Origin of the sequence: Gryllotalpicola protaetiae, assembly GCF_003627055.1 — a bacterium.
Classification (GTDB): Bacteria; Actinomycetota; Actinomycetes; order Actinomycetales; family Microbacteriaceae; genus Gryllotalpicola; species Gryllotalpicola protaetiae.
Genome location: NZ_CP032624.1, coordinates 3181835 through 3194042, shown reverse-complemented (window position 1 = coordinate 3194042; position 12208 = coordinate 3181835). Strand labels below are relative to the sequence as shown.

Genomic DNA, 12208 nt, shown 5'->3' with positions numbered 1-12208 from the left:
CGGAGCTCCGGCCGGCGCGACCTGCCTCGCCGACCGGAACGTCTCGTGGTCAGCGGTGGCCGCCGAATGCGGCCTCTCCGCGCGCGACGGGGAATGCCGCATGGCGCGGCAGCTCGGGTGCGGGGTCTGTGGGGTGCGTCGGCTGGGGCGCACGATCAGGCGACGCCGACGGGCTCGGCGTCGGCGCCGAGTCGACGGGTGCCGCGGGCGCCTCGGCCGCCGTGGAGACGATCGCTCTCGGTGTGCTCGCGTTCGCGGCAAATGCTGCGGCCGCTCCGCCGCCGGCGACGGCGACGATACCCGCCGAGAGCGTGATCAACTTTCCGGGCCGGTGCATGGTCGGATGCCTCCGTTCCGTTTCCCCCTGCGGCGGCCGAGGCGGCCGTCATGAGGGTGCATTGCCACGCCCCCCGAAAGTGTTACAGATTCAATCCGCTTCCCATTGGAACCAGCGGATGCCGACGCCGGCGAACACGACGAGATAGCCGGCACAGGCGAGCACGGCCCCGGTCTGCGCCCACGACCATGACGACAGGTCGAGGACGCCGGTGAACACGATGATGAGCGCGCCGACGGGGCTCCAGTTGGAGACCGTCTGCAGTGCGTGGCCGAGCACGCCGGTCGAGCCGAGAACGCCGGTGAGGATGAGCACCACGTAGATGACCCGGCCGACGGCGTTGACGGCTGTCGTGCTGCGGATCAGGCCGGCGATCGCCTGGCCGATGCCGAGGAACATCGCCGCGCCGAAGATCGCGACCGCGAAGATCAGCAGGTACGCGCCGGCGCTGAAGACGACGTGGTGGATGATGCTGCCGACGACGATCACGACGATGGTCGTCACGACAGCGGCCGCGAACTGCACGAGCAGTCGGCTCATCATGATCGCCCACGTCGGCACAGGGGCGACACGAAGTCGCTGGAACACCCCGGCCTCGCGGTCGCGGGCGATCGTCACCGAATAGCCCATCAGCGCGGAGGCGATCAGCCCGAAGGTGATCGCCATGGCGATCTCGAAGCCCGCGCTGCCGAGCAGCGCGACGCGCGACTGGGATGCCGCGGCGCCCTGCTGCTGCGAGCCGGCGAAGCTCGTCACGACGAGGATCAGCAGCGGAACGAAGAGGTTCAGCACGAAGGTCTGCCGCGCGCGCAGCATGACCTGGAGGTCGGCGGTCAGCAGCGAGCGCAGCGCCAGCCCGATCGACGGCTGCGGAGCGGTGGCGGCGCGGGTGTCAGTCACGGAAGTCGCTCCCGGTCAGGGCGATGAACACATCTTCAAGGGTGGGCTCGCCGTGCGCGAGCTCGAGCACGCGCGGGTCGCTGCGATGCCGATCGATGAGCTCCGCGGGGCTGCCGGTGGTCACGAGTCTGCCGTGGTCGATGATGACGATGCGGTCGCAGACCGCCTGCGCCTCCTCCATCGAGTGAGTCGTGAGCAGGATGCTTCCGCCGTCGCGCCTCGACTTCTCGATGCGCGCCCACAGGCTGCGCCGCGACTGCGGGTCGAGGCCGCTGGTCGGCTCGTCGAGCAGCAGGATGAGCGGGTCGTGCACGCTCGCGATGAGCAGCGAAAGCCGCTGCTGCTGCCCGCCGGAAAGTCCCTTGAACCGCTTCCCCGCCTCACGCTCGAGGCCGATCTCATTGAGCGCGTCGAGCGCACCCTGATGCGTCAGCGGGACGCCGTAGAGCCCTGCGTACAGGCGCACGATCTGCTCGATGCTGAGCTCGGGCTGGAACCCCGAGCTCTGCAGCTGCACGCCGAGATCCGCCCGTGCTCCGACCGGGTCCTTGAGCGCGTCGACGCCGTTGACCGTGACGCGGCCGGCCACAGGAATCCGCAACCCCTCGATGACACTGAGCGTCGAGGTCTTCCCGGCACCGTTGGGCCCGAGCAGCCCGACGATCTCTCCACGGCCGATCTGGAACGTGACACCGTCGACGGCGGTGCGCGCCCCGTACTTCACGACCAGTCCCTCGACTTCGAGCACCGCGCCGCCGCCCTGCGTGACCATGTCCTCCCCTGAGCCAGGGTCAGCATTCCACATCGGCGGATGCCGGGCTATGCAACTCGCTGGCCGGCATGGCCGATCATGCGGTTGAGCAGGGTCTGCAGCTGCGCCTGCGACGCGGCGTCGAGCCCGTCGATCAGCGGTGCGAGGGCGGCGGCGACAGCCGCGCGCACCTGGACGGCGAGCCGCTCCCCCGCCGGCGAGATGGTGACGCGGGATGCCCGCCCGTCGGCGTCGTCGGGAACGCGCTGCAGCAGCCCGCGCTTCTCTGCGCGCACGACGAGCCCCGAGAGCGTCGACTTCTCGAGACCGAGGAACTGCGCGAGCTCGCTCATGCGCAGCGTTCGGTCGCGCAGGATCGCGATCGCTCGGAACTGCGTCAGCGACAGATCCCTGTCGGAGGCGGCGGCGCTCAGCACCGCCATCGTCGCGAAGGCCACCTGGGCGAGGGCGTCGATCAGGTCCTCTCCTCCACTCTGCGTCTCGGTCATGAGCGGAGCCTACTTGACAAGGTTCGTATCACCAACTATTTTGATTCGTAACACGAACCAATCAGGAGGTGCCCCATGAAGGCAGCCGTCGTCACCGACTTCACCCAGCCGCCGCGCTTCGCCGACTTCCCCGAGCCCGTCGCGCGCGACGAGGACGAGCTCGTCGTCGAGGTTCTCGCCGCAGGCCTTCACCCCCGGGTGCGCTCGCAGGCGAGCGGCTCGCACTACACCTCGACCGATGCGCTGCCCATGGTGCCCGGCGTCGACGGCGTCGGGCGCGACACGGAAGGACGGCTGCGCTACTTCGTGCTCGACGACCCCGTGCTGGGCGCGATGGCCGAGCGCACGGTGATCGACGCGCGCCGCAGCGTGGTGCTGCCCGATGAGGCCGATCCCGTGGCCATCGCTGCGGCGATGAACCCGGTGATGTCGTCATGGCTCGCGCTCAAGCAGCGGGCCGCCTTCCAGGCTGGGTGCAGCGTGCTGATCCTCGGCGCGACCGGAAGCGCCGGGCGCATGGCCGTGCAGGTCGCGAACCATTTCGGCGCGGCGCGCATCGTGGTCGCCGGACGCGATCCGGAGCGGTTGGCGCTCGCCGCGGCCGGCGCCCAGGCATCCGTCTCTCTGCTCGGCAGCGACGAAGAGATCGCCGCAGCCATCGCGCGCGAGGCCGCCGAGGTCGACGTCGTGCTCGACTACGTCTGGGGACCGCTCACCACCCTCGCGATGACGGCGCTCGTGACCGCGCGGCCCGACCGCGACAAACCGCTGACCTGGGTCGAGATCGGCTCGGTCGGCGGCCAGGCGGCCGCGATCCCATCGGCCGCGCTTCGGCAGGCGAAGCTCGCACTGGTCGGCAGCGGTCAGGGCTCCGTGGGAGTGCGCGAGATCCTGGGCGAGCTGCCCGCGATGGCCGCGGCGATCGCGTCGGCGGTGTTCACCGTCGACGCCGTTCCTGTGCCGCTCGCCGAGGTCGAGCGAGCGTTCGCCGACCCGGCTCTCGCCGAGGCGCGCGTCGTCATCGTGCCCTAGTCAGCCCGCCGCCGCGGCGAGCGCCGGAAGCACGTTGTCGCGCAGCATCGGCGCGAGGTCGTCGGGCAGCTCGCCGTTCGGATCCAGCCAGCGCAGCTCGGCGATCTCGGCTGCGGGCCCCGCGATTTCCACGGTCGGATGCGTGAAGACCGTGCTCTCGAGGCGGTGATCCGGCTCGTTCGCGGCCGCCGAGTGGAAGGTGCCGAGCGGGGCGAGCAGCGCCGGGTCGAGGACGACGCCGAGCTCTTCGTGCGTCTCGCGCAGCGCCGTCTCGACAGCGGTCTCGCCGGGCTCGGGCTTGCCGCCCGGAAGCATGAAACGGCTGGTGCCGCGCTTCCGCACGGTGAGCACGCGGCCCGACTCGTCGCGCAGCACGACGGCGCTCACCCGGATCAGCTTGTCCACAGGGAAAGCCTAGGGCGAGGCATCCACTCTTCCTGGCCGACCTCGCTCAAACGGGGCCGGCCTTCCGCGTTCTAGGGTCGAGTCATGACCGACAGTCCAGCGCGCGTCGTCGCGGTCCATCTGAGCCCGGCGCACTCGTTCTCGAAACCCGACGTCGGCGAGATCCAGCTGCACGAAGGCCGCGGGGTCGTCGGCGACGCGCACTACGGGGTCACCGTGCAGCACCGCTCGCGGGTACGCGCCGACCCGTCGCAGCCGAACCTGCGTCAGGTGCATCTGATGCACGCCGAGCTGTTCGACGAGCTCGCGGACGCCGGGTTCCACGTCAGCCCCGGCCAGCTGGGCGAGAACATCACGACCCGGGGCATCCACCTGCTCGAGCTGCCCGTCGGCACGCGCCTGGCGATCGGCGACGCCGTCATCACCGTCACCGGCTTGCGCAATCCGTGCCAGCAGATCAACGACTTCCAGGACGGGCTGCTGAAGCGGCTCATCTTCACCGACGGCGAGGGCGGCGTCGTGCGTCTCGCAGGCGTGATGGGCATCGTCTCGCGATCGGGGCCCGTGCGGCCCGGCGACGAGATCACCGTCGAGCTGCCCGCCGAGCCCCGCTTCGCGCTCACGCGGGTGTGAGATGCGCTTCTTCGTCGTCGTCCTGCCGCTCGCGCCGCTCGCGGTCGGCGCGGGATTCCGACGCGACAGCTGGCCTGCGCACGTCACGCTGATCCCGCCGTTTGAGACGGATGCACATGCCGAGCCCGTTCTCGAGGCGATCCGCGCCGGCGCGGACGGTCATGCGCCGCTGCTGGCGCGCGGCGAGGGCCGCGCGAGGTTCGGGCGCCGCCGCGACGTGCCCGTCACGACGATCGAGTTGTCGCCCGAGTTCGAGGCGCTGCACGTCGACGTGCTCGCCGCGGTCGACCGGTTCCTCGGTCGCGGCGTGCACCTCGCGCACGTCGGTCCGCGCAACTACCGGCCGCACGTGACGGTGCAGGCCGGCGGCGGGCTCGAGCCCGGCGCGTCCGTCACGCTCTCCCAACTCGCCGTCATCGATATGCGCCCGCACGGCGACGCGCGCCACCGCGCGGTCGTCGCGACCGTGCCGCTCGCGAAGGAGGCCGAATGAGGTCCGAGCGGCTCGCCATCGCCCGTGTGGGCGAGTACCCCGGCGACCCGATGCCGCGGAAGCAATGGCCCGCGACGATTCCCGCGGTGCGGCAACTGCTCGACGAGGGGCTCGAGCTCGGGCCGGCGACCGTGTTCGTCGGCGAGAACGGCGCAGGCAAGTCGACGATCGTCGAGGCGATCGCCGCTGCGTTCGGACTGTCGGCGGAGGGAGGATCGACCGGCGCGAACCTGCACACCCGTCGGTCGGAATCCGAGCTCTGGGAGCACCTCTCGATCGCGCGGGCGCCGGGCGGCCCGCGGCGCGGGTTCTTCCTGCGCGCCGAGACGATGCACGGCTTCTTCACCTACCTCGAGCAGAACCCGCCGCCGGCGGGGCGCGAAGAGCCCGTCTTCCACGAGTTGTCGCACGGCGAGTCGTTCCTCGAGCTCATCGTGAACCGCTTCCAGGGCCGCGGCCTGTGGGTGCTCGACGAGCCGGAGTCGGCACTGTCGTTCAGCGGGTGCCTCGCGCTGCTCGGGGCGCTTCAGCAGCTGCTCGTCGATGGCGGGTCGCAGGTGATCATGTCGACGCACTCCCCTGTGCTCGCACGGCTCGAGGGCGCGCAGATCCTCGAGGTGGGCGAGTGGGGCATCCGGCCGAGCGCATGGGAGGACCTCCAGCTCGTGCGCAACTGGCGCTCCTTCCTCGATGCGCCCGAGCGTTATCTGCGGCATCTGCGCTGACGCGAGCATCCCGATCGGGCGCAGATGCGCCGATCGGGGGGACCGCCGCGCGCGATTCATGCGCCCGATCGTCTCGTTCGCGCCCGATCGGCCCCCGCACTCAACGCCGCTGCGCCTGCGCCTCTGCTGCGCGCTTCAGGGCGCCGAGCTGCTGCTGCCACGAGCGCGCGAGCGATTCGAGCCACTGCGCCGTGTCGATGAGCGCCTCTGGCTGCGCCGCGAATACGTGCTCCCGCCCGCGCCGCTCGCGCGCGACGAGGCCGGCGCCCTCGAGCGCCGCGAGGTGCTTGACGAGGGCCTGTCTGGTCAGCGGCATCCGCTCGGCCAATCTCGACGCGCTCGCCGGCCCGGACGTGAGGTGCTGCATGATCGCCCGCCTTGACGGCTCCACGAGCGCCGCCATGACGGCGAGCTCGCGCGCGGGGGCGGCGGTCATTCCGCAGCCGCTTTGAGCGCGGCGAGCTCCTGGCCCCAGCCCTCGTCATTGTCGCGGTAGTTCGCGGCGATCTTCTCGGCGCTGAGGTCGAGTTCGTCGAACCCGCTCTCGACGACTTCGACGACAACGCGATCGGATGCCTGTCGCAGGATGAATTCGATCAGGGTCGACCCCGTCGGCCCGGTCGCGTCGCGGCCCGCCGCGGCGTGCGGCGCCCAGCGGAAGGCCGCGTACTCGTTCTCGAGCAGTTCGACGACGACAAGCCGCCAGGTCCCCCAGCTGTGCCCGCGCACCTCGGCGATCATCGTGCCGTCGGCATCGGCGCTGAGCGAGACCTCGTGCGGCTCAAGCTCGCCGTCGTTGATCCACCACCCCGGCTCGCTGACGAGCCGCCAGACCGTCTCGATCGGCGCGCTGATCTCGATGCTCTGCCTGATCTCCATACGCCCTCCAATGTGCAACTTCAGAGTTGCATTAAATGGATGCCTGCGCAAGGCCCCGGAGGTCGATGACGTAACTCTGACTGAGCCAGTGAAGCAGCGTGTGCTCGAACGGCTCGCCATGGGGGCGCCATCCGGCGCGCTCGTAGAGGCGCACCGCAGCCGCATTGTCGGCGAGCACGTGCAGCACGGCCTCGGTGAATCCGGCGTCAGCCAAAGCTCCCGAGATCTCGGCGAGCATGCGCCGGCCCAGCCCGAGTCCCTGGGCGACCGGATCGACCGCGAGCAGCCCCAGCACGGCGGCGCCGCCGGGGTCGCTCGGCGCCCCGGAGCCCGGCTCGGTCGCGAGGGCGAAGCCGACGATCCGCTCCCCCGATTCCGCCACCCGCCAGGCGGTGCGGCGGTCGAACTTGGCGCGTGCACGCTCGGCGACGCCGGCAACCGCCCTACCGTCTCGCTCGGCGCACGCGCGCACCCACAAGGCGACGCACGCGTCCACCTCCGACGCCTCAGCCGCTCGGATCGTGACGTTCGGCGCCGCACCCGGCCCCGACCCCATCGGAGCGACCGGCTCGGGCGAGATGTCGACGACGGCGCGCAAGTGGCCGCCGGTGACGTGCGCCTTACTTTCAGTGGGTTCCTGCACCGCACCAGTCTCACGCAGCCGCCGATGTCGGTGGTCGCTCCTAGCGTGGAATCACCGTCAAGGAGGACTTCAATGGCTGCAACAGACTGGAAGATCGAGCTGATCTTCGTCCCCGTCTCCGACGTCGACCGCGCGCGAGACTTCTACGTCGACCAGGTGGGCTTCCACCTCGACTACGACCAGCGCGTGAGCGACGAGCTGCGCTTCGTCCAGCTGACCCCCGACGGCTCGGCGTGCTCCATCGCGTTCGGCACCGGGCTCGGTGTCGACATGCCGGTCGGCGGCCAGCGGGGAATCCAGGTCGTGATCCCCGATGCCGAGGCCGCGCGCGATCACCTGCGCGCCAACGGGGTCGACGCGAGCGAGGTCGACGAGCAGGCGTGGGGCCGCTTCGTCACCTTCTCCGACCCCGATGGGAACCGCTGGACTCTGCAGCAGATGCCACAGCGCGGCTGAGCCGGCTCAGGCGAGCGACTTCGACCAGGCGACCTCGCGGCTCAGCTGGCCGGTCTCGACGAAGAGGCGCACCTGGTGCGTCTGCGGAAGAACGCGCGCGAGTTCCTCGCGATCCGCCGACTCGAACCCGAGCTTCTGCCAGAAGGGACCTGAGCGCCGCGAGAACAGCCATGCTCGCGTTGCACCAGCAGAGCGAGCTTCCTCGAGCGCGTGCCGCGCGAGCCGGGAACCGGCGCCCACAGTGCGGCGCTCGGGCGCGACCGCGACGCTGCGGATCAGCGCGTGCGCCCCGTCGTTGCTCAGCTCGAAGCCCGTGCTGCCGATAATCGCACCGACATCGTCGCGCTCAATCCAGAGCCGTACCGTCGGAGCGTCCAGGCCCGAGAGCGTGAGATCCGCATCGGCGAGGAACCCGCGCACCGCATCGACATCGGTCGGAGAGACTGCGTGGAACGGCACCGTTCCATCCTGCCCGACGTGACTGACGCCCGTTTCCGTCACCACAACGCACGCCTACGAGTCGAGGATGCCGCGCAGCAGCTTGATCGCGGCGACGCGCTCCTCGTGGGTCTGGTCGGCGGGCTGCACGAGCAGGGTCGTGGCCCCGCCCCGAACGAGCGCGTCGACGCGCTCCGCGATCTCGTCTCGAGTGCCGATCAGCGAGACGGCTCGCGCGAGCTCCTCGGGAACCGCGAACGCGGCGTCGTCCTTCTCACCCGCGAGGAAGAGCTTCTGGATCTCGGCCGCTTCGCTCTCATAGCCGTACCGCACCGCGAGGTCGTAGTAGAAGTTGCGACCGCGCGCGCCCATGCCGCCGACGTACAGCGCGATCTGCTGGCGCACCATCATCAGGGCGTACTCGGTGAACTCCCCCGTGTACAACCCGACGGGCACGAGCACGTCGAGCTTCCCGAGCTCGGGCGAACGCAGCGCGGCGCCTGCGGCAAGCGCCTCACCCCAGACATCCGCCGCCCGCTCGGGGTGGAAGAAGATCGGCGTCCACCCGTCCGCGATCTCGGCCGCTTGTGCAACCGATTTGGGCGTGAGGGCCGCGATGTGCACGGGCACCGCAGGGCGCACGGGGTGGTTGATGATGCGCAGCGGCTTGCCCGCGCCGACTGCTCCCGGCGCCGAGACGGGCAGCGGCAGCTCGTAATAGCGACCGGAGTGCGCCAGCGGCTCGCGCCGCCACACCTGCCGGCAGATCTCGATGATCTCGCGCGTACGCCCGAGCGGCGCGTCGAACGGCACGCCGTGGAATCCTTCGATCACCTGCGCACCGCTCGAACCGAGCCCGAGCTCGAACCGCCCGCCCGACAGCGCGTCGAGACCCGCGGCCGTCATGGCGAGCAGCGCGGGCGTGCGCGAGTAGATCGGCAGGATGTCGCTCGCAAGCGCCGCCGTCTTCGTGATCGCCGCGAGGTAGCCGAGCTGGCTGACCGCGTCGAACGAGTACGTCTCGCTCACGCTGAACAGCTCGGCACCTGCCGCCTCGAAGTCCGGCACCTCGGCCACGACCTGCCGGAAGTCCTGTGCGTAACCGAGCACCACGCCCAGTCTGGCTCGCCCCATTGCGATCCTCTCTCGTCCTCTGACGCCGCGGTCAGTCCCGCGACGCGTATTCCTCGGCCGCCGCCACCTGCTCAGGCGTCACCGCGACACCCGTGTACAGCTCGAACTGCGCAGCAGCCTGCAGGGCGATCACCTCGCTGCCCGTCACCACGTGCTTCCCGGCCGCACGTCCGGCGCGGATCAGCGGGGTCTCGACCGGCATGGCGACGACGTCGAAGACGACGGATGCCTGAGCCACCTGCTCGTCCGAGAAGGCCTGCGCCTCGGCATCCGCCCCGCCTGCCATGCCGATCGGCGTGACGTTCACGATGATCGGGGCGGTGATGCCGTCGGGCGCCTCGGCCCAGTCCCAGCCGAGCTCGGCGGCGAGCCCCTGGCCCGCGACCGGGTTGCGCGCGGCGATCGTGCCCGCGAAGCCCGCGTCGCGGAAGGCGGCCGCGACCGCGCGGCCCATGCCGCCGCTGCCGCGCAGCAGCACCTTCTCGTCGCGCGACAGCCCGTGCGAGGCGATCAGCTGCTCGATGGCGAGGTAGTCCGTGTTGTACGCGGTGAGCCGCCCGTCGGTGTTCACGATCGTGTTCACCGATTGGATCGCGGCCGCCGACGGCGTGAGCTCGTCGACGAGAGGGATGACGGCTTCCTTCCACGGCATCGACACCGAGCATCCGCGGATGCCGAGCGCGCGCACGCCGCCGATCGCCGCGTCGATGTCGGTCGTCGTCATCGCCTTGTAGACGAAGTCGAGGCCGAGCTGCTCATACAGCCAGTTGTGGAAACGGGTGCCGTGGTTGCTCGGCCGGGCGGCGAGGGAGATGCACAGCCGGGTCGACTTGTTGAGCTCGGGCCGGGTCATCGGTCGGTCCTTTCGAATCCGGTCGCGACGAGGTCGGCCAGCGCGTCGACCGCGCCCCGCCCGTCGAGGTCGTCGGTGGCGATCTCGAGCTCGGCGCCCTGCATGAGGCCGAGCGACAGGATCGCGAGCAGGCTGCGCGCATCGCGGCCGTTCACGGTCACTCGTCCCCCGGACGAACCGGCGAGCTTCACGAACTCGGCGGCGGGCCGCGCATGCAGGCCGTCGGCGTTCACGAGCGTCACGACGCGCGCGTACCGGGAGGAGACGCCCGTCATCGGGCGGCCGCCACCCATTCCTCGAGCTTGGCCGCGGCCGCGCCCGAGTCGACCGTCTCGCCCGCGAACTCGAGGTTCTCGCGGAAGCGCTGCAGGATCGGGGTGTCGCCCTGCGCCGGGTCGACCGCCAACTGGTAGGCGATGAGTCCGGCTGCGGCGTTCAGCAGCACGATGTCGCGCACCGCGCCGCGCTCGCCGTCGAGCATGCGCCGGATGACCGCGGCGTTGTGCGCGGGGTCGCCGCCCGTGATGTCGGCGATCGTCGCGCGCGGCAGGCCGAGGTCGCGCGGCTCGATGTCGTGCTCGGTGACCAGGCCGTTGCTGATCTCCCAGATGTGGCTGTGACCGGTCGTCGACAGCTCGTCGAGCCCGTCGTCGCCGCGGAACACGAGGGCGGTCGCCCCGCGGGTCTGGAAAACGCCGGTGATGAGCGGCACGCGATCGAGGCTCGACACGCCGACGGCGGATGCCTCGGGCCGAGCCGGGTTGCACAGCGGCCCCAGGAAGTTGAACACCGTGGGAACGCCGAGGTCGCCGCGCGTGCGCGCCGCGTTCCCGAAGCCGGGGTGGAAGAGGGACGCCCACGCGAACGTGATGCCCGCCTTGTGGAACGTGTCGGCGACCGCCTCGGGCGAGCGGGAGAGGTCGATGCCCAGCGCGGCCAGCACGTCGGACGCCCCAGAAGAGGAGGAGACGGCCCTGTTCCCATGCTTGATGACGGGGATGCCTGCTGCTGCGCACACGATCGAGGCCATCGTCGAGATGTTCACCGTGCGGAAGCGGTCGCCGCCGGTGCCGACGATGTCGAGGGCCATCGGGTCCAGCGGAAGGGGCTTCGCGTGCTCGAGGATCGCGTCGCGGAATCCCACGATCTCATCCACCGTCTCGCCCTTGACCCGCAGCGCGACGAGGAAGCCGGCGATCTGGGCGTCCGTTGCGGCACCCAACATGATCTGGTCCATGGCCCAGCTGGCCTCGGTGATGCTCAGATCCTCTCCCTCGAGCAGCGCGCCGATGATCGCCGGCCAAGTGAGGGATTCCGCCATGCCGAGAATCCTAACGGGCGCAACCCCCTCCGGGATTCGGACATAATGGGGTTTGTGACGAGCACCTCCATTACTCCGCAGGCGGCTCCGGTCGTCTCTCGACCGAACGTCGTCGCCGTCGGCACGATCGTCTGGCTGGGAAGCGAGGTGATGTTCTTCGCGGGCCTGTTCGCGATCTACTTCACCCTGCGATCCACCTCGCCGAGCCTGTGGGCGATCTCCACCCCGCACCTCAACATCCCGTGGGCGACGGGCAACACGATCATCCTGGTGCTGAGTTCGTTCACCTGCCAGGCCGGCGTGTTCGCGGCAGAGCGCCTGCAGGCCCGCAAAGAGGGCTCGGCCTTCCAGTTCTGGAAGTGGGGCATGGTCGAGTGGTTCACGCTCACCTATGCGATGGGCGCGGTGTTCGTCTGCGGCCAGATCGTCGAGTACGCGAACCTCGTGCATGAGGGCATCTCGATCGGCTCGACCGCCTACGGCAGCGTGTTCTACCTGACCACCGGCTTCCACGCCATGCACGTGACGGGCGGCCTCATCGCCTTCCTGCTGACCATCGGGCGGGCCTTCGCCGTCAAGAAGTTCGGCCACAAGGAAGCCACCACGGCGATCGTCGTGTCCTACTACTGGCACTTCGTCGACGTGGTGTGGATCGGTCTGTTCCTCGTCATCTACGTCCTCAAGTAAGCACCTCGGAGA

19 protein-coding genes are annotated in these 12208 nt (G+C 70.2%); 6 read left to right on the top strand and 13 right to left on the bottom strand.

The window, feature by feature from the left end; all coding sequences use genetic code 11:
• Positions 1 to 49: 49 nt before the first annotated feature.
• From D7I44_RS15535 to D7I44_RS15520, 4 genes are all read right to left on the bottom strand, one after another.
• On the bottom strand, positions 50 to 337 hold the full coding sequence (locus tag D7I44_RS15535; protein WP_120790328.1) for a hypothetical protein: 288 nt from the start codon (positions 335 to 337) through the stop codon (positions 50 to 52).
• A gap of 90 nt (positions 338 to 427) precedes the next feature.
• Positions 428 to 1237: an ABC transporter permease gene (locus tag D7I44_RS15530; RefSeq protein WP_120790327.1), complete on the bottom strand. Its 810-nt coding sequence runs from the start codon at positions 1235 to 1237 to the stop codon at positions 428 to 430.
• Positions 1230 to 2009 (bottom strand): ABC transporter ATP-binding protein, encoded by a 780-nt coding sequence (locus tag D7I44_RS15525; RefSeq protein ID WP_162940322.1) that lies wholly within the window; start codon positions 2007 to 2009, stop codon positions 1230 to 1232. Before D7I44_RS15525 ends, D7I44_RS15530 begins: the two co-directional genes overlap by 8 nt.
• A 47-nt stretch (positions 2010 to 2056) precedes the next feature.
• The gene (locus D7I44_RS15520; protein ID WP_120790325.1) at positions 2057 to 2497 is read right to left on the bottom strand and encodes a MarR family winged helix-turn-helix transcriptional regulator; all 441 of its coding nucleotides are present in this window, start codon (positions 2495 to 2497) and stop codon (positions 2057 to 2059) included.
• A gap of 75 nt (positions 2498 to 2572) precedes the next feature.
• Between D7I44_RS15520 and D7I44_RS15515 the strand changes: the two genes are divergently transcribed.
• On the top strand, positions 2573 to 3529 hold the full coding sequence (locus D7I44_RS15515) for a quinone oxidoreductase family protein (protein ID WP_120790324.1): 957 nt from the start codon (positions 2573 to 2575) through the stop codon (positions 3527 to 3529).
• Here D7I44_RS15515 and D7I44_RS15510 read toward each other — a convergent pair whose 3' ends face one another.
• Positions 3530 to 3934, bottom strand: coding sequence for an NUDIX hydrolase (locus D7I44_RS15510; RefSeq protein ID WP_220093787.1), 405 nt, complete (start codon positions 3932 to 3934; stop codon positions 3530 to 3532).
• An 84-nt stretch (positions 3935 to 4018) separates the two neighbouring features.
• Here D7I44_RS15510 and D7I44_RS15505 point away from each other — a divergent pair, with 84 nt between their 5' ends.
• The 3 genes from D7I44_RS15505 to D7I44_RS15495 are packed head-to-tail and all read left to right on the top strand — an operon-like array spanning position 4019 to position 5785.
• The gene (locus D7I44_RS15505; RefSeq protein ID WP_120790323.1) at positions 4019 to 4567 is read left to right on the top strand and encodes an MOSC domain-containing protein; all 549 of its coding nucleotides are present in this window, start codon (positions 4019 to 4021) and stop codon (positions 4565 to 4567) included.
• A gap of 1 nt (position 4568) precedes the next feature.
• Positions 4569 to 5060: a 2'-5' RNA ligase family protein gene (locus D7I44_RS15500; RefSeq protein WP_120790322.1), complete on the top strand. Its 492-nt coding sequence runs from the start codon at positions 4569 to 4571 to the stop codon at positions 5058 to 5060.
• Complete coding sequence (locus D7I44_RS15495) at positions 5057 to 5785, top strand: AAA family ATPase (RefSeq protein WP_120790321.1); 729 nt, start codon at positions 5057 to 5059, stop codon at positions 5783 to 5785. The genes D7I44_RS15500 and D7I44_RS15495 overlap by 4 nt, the downstream gene beginning before the upstream one ends.
• Before the next feature lie 100 nt (positions 5786 to 5885).
• Here D7I44_RS15495 and D7I44_RS15490 read toward each other — a convergent pair whose 3' ends face one another.
• The 3 genes from D7I44_RS15490 to D7I44_RS15480 are packed head-to-tail and all read right to left on the bottom strand — an operon-like array spanning position 5886 to position 7307.
• Entirely contained in the window at positions 5886 to 6221 is a 336-nt protein-coding gene (locus D7I44_RS15490) for an ArsR/SmtB family transcription factor (protein ID WP_120790320.1), read from the bottom strand.
• Positions 6218 to 6664 (bottom strand): SRPBCC domain-containing protein, encoded by a 447-nt coding sequence (locus tag D7I44_RS15485; protein ID WP_162940321.1) that lies wholly within the window; start codon positions 6662 to 6664, stop codon positions 6218 to 6220. Before D7I44_RS15485 ends, D7I44_RS15490 begins: the two co-directional genes overlap by 4 nt.
• Positions 6665 to 6695: 31 nt before the next feature.
• Positions 6696 to 7307 (bottom strand): GNAT family N-acetyltransferase, encoded by a 612-nt coding sequence (locus D7I44_RS15480; RefSeq protein ID WP_162940320.1) that lies wholly within the window; start codon positions 7305 to 7307, stop codon positions 6696 to 6698.
• Between the two features lie 72 nt (positions 7308 to 7379).
• On the opposite strand from D7I44_RS15480, the gene D7I44_RS15475 reads away from it, so the two are divergent.
• Positions 7380 to 7763: a VOC family protein gene (locus D7I44_RS15475; RefSeq protein ID WP_120790317.1), complete on the top strand. Its 384-nt coding sequence runs from the start codon at positions 7380 to 7382 to the stop codon at positions 7761 to 7763.
• A gap of 6 nt (positions 7764 to 7769) precedes the next feature.
• Here D7I44_RS15475 and D7I44_RS15470 read toward each other — a convergent pair whose 3' ends face one another.
• The 5 genes from D7I44_RS15470 to trpD are packed head-to-tail and all read right to left on the bottom strand — an operon-like array spanning position 7770 to position 11509.
• Positions 7770 to 8222, bottom strand: a complete 453-nt coding sequence (locus D7I44_RS15470; RefSeq protein ID WP_120790316.1) for a GNAT family N-acetyltransferase — start codon at positions 8220 to 8222, stop codon at positions 7770 to 7772.
• Positions 8223 to 8276: 54 nt separating this feature from the next.
• Positions 8277 to 9335, bottom strand: coding sequence for an LLM class F420-dependent oxidoreductase (locus D7I44_RS15465; RefSeq protein ID WP_120790315.1), 1059 nt, complete (start codon positions 9333 to 9335; stop codon positions 8277 to 8279).
• 31 nt (positions 9336 to 9366) lie between these two features.
• Positions 9367 to 10188 (bottom strand): shikimate 5-dehydrogenase, encoded by an 822-nt coding sequence (locus D7I44_RS15460; protein ID WP_120790314.1) that lies wholly within the window; start codon positions 10186 to 10188, stop codon positions 9367 to 9369.
• Positions 10185 to 10463, bottom strand: coding sequence for an HPr family phosphocarrier protein (locus tag D7I44_RS15455; RefSeq protein WP_245979733.1), 279 nt, complete (start codon positions 10461 to 10463; stop codon positions 10185 to 10187). The genes D7I44_RS15460 and D7I44_RS15455 overlap by 4 nt, the downstream gene beginning before the upstream one ends.
• Entirely contained in the window at positions 10460 to 11509 is a 1050-nt protein-coding gene (trpD, locus tag D7I44_RS15450; RefSeq protein WP_120790312.1) for an anthranilate phosphoribosyltransferase, read from the bottom strand. The genes D7I44_RS15455 and trpD overlap by 4 nt, the downstream gene beginning before the upstream one ends.
• A gap of 45 nt (positions 11510 to 11554) precedes the next feature.
• Between trpD and ctaE the strand changes: the two genes are divergently transcribed.
• Positions 11555 to 12196, top strand: coding sequence for an aa3-type cytochrome oxidase subunit III (ctaE, locus tag D7I44_RS15445; protein ID WP_120790311.1), 642 nt, complete (start codon positions 11555 to 11557; stop codon positions 12194 to 12196).
• Positions 12197 to 12208 lie beyond the last annotated feature (12 nt).

What these genes read in the sequence shown, in the direction of transcription:
- D7I44_RS15535 (WP_120790328.1), bottom strand. Translation starts at nt 337, where the DNA reads ATGCACCGGCCCGGAAAGTTGATCACGCTCTCGGCGGGTATCGTCGCC.
- D7I44_RS15525 (WP_162940322.1), bottom strand. Translation starts at nt 2,009, where the DNA reads ATGGTCACGCAGGGCGGCGGCGCGGTGCTCGAAGTCGAGGGACTGGTC.
- D7I44_RS15520 (WP_120790325.1), bottom strand. Translation starts at nt 2,497, where the DNA reads ATGACCGAGACGCAGAGTGGAGGAGAGGACCTGATCGACGCCCTCGCC.
- D7I44_RS15515 (WP_120790324.1), top strand. Translation starts at nt 2,573, where the DNA reads ATGAAGGCAGCCGTCGTCACCGACTTCACCCAGCCGCCGCGCTTCGCC.
- D7I44_RS15505 (WP_120790323.1), top strand. Translation starts at nt 4,019, where the DNA reads ATGACCGACAGTCCAGCGCGCGTCGTCGCGGTCCATCTGAGCCCGGCG.
- D7I44_RS15500 (WP_120790322.1), top strand. Translation starts at nt 4,569, where the DNA reads ATGCGCTTCTTCGTCGTCGTCCTGCCGCTCGCGCCGCTCGCGGTCGGC.
- D7I44_RS15495 (WP_120790321.1), top strand. Translation starts at nt 5,057, where the DNA reads ATGAGGTCCGAGCGGCTCGCCATCGCCCGTGTGGGCGAGTACCCCGGC.
- D7I44_RS15490 (WP_120790320.1), bottom strand. Translation starts at nt 6,221, where the DNA reads ATGACCGCCGCCCCCGCGCGCGAGCTCGCCGTCATGGCGGCGCTCGTG.
- D7I44_RS15485 (WP_162940321.1), bottom strand. Translation starts at nt 6,664, where the DNA reads ATGGAGATCAGGCAGAGCATCGAGATCAGCGCGCCGATCGAGACGGTC.
- D7I44_RS15475 (WP_120790317.1), top strand. Translation starts at nt 7,380, where the DNA reads ATGGCTGCAACAGACTGGAAGATCGAGCTGATCTTCGTCCCCGTCTCC.
- D7I44_RS15465 (WP_120790315.1), bottom strand. Translation starts at nt 9,335, where the DNA reads ATGGGGCGAGCCAGACTGGGCGTGGTGCTCGGTTACGCACAGGACTTC.
- D7I44_RS15460 (WP_120790314.1), bottom strand. Translation starts at nt 10,188, where the DNA reads ATGACCCGGCCCGAGCTCAACAAGTCGACCCGGCTGTGCATCTCCCTC.
- D7I44_RS15455 (WP_245979733.1), bottom strand. Translation starts at nt 10,463, where the DNA reads ATGACGGGCGTCTCCTCCCGGTACGCGCGCGTCGTGACGCTCGTGAAC.
- trpD (WP_120790312.1), bottom strand. Translation starts at nt 11,509, where the DNA reads ATGGCGGAATCCCTCACTTGGCCGGCGATCATCGGCGCGCTGCTCGAG.
- ctaE (WP_120790311.1), top strand. Translation starts at nt 11,555, where the DNA reads ATGGGGTTTGTGACGAGCACCTCCATTACTCCGCAGGCGGCTCCGGTC.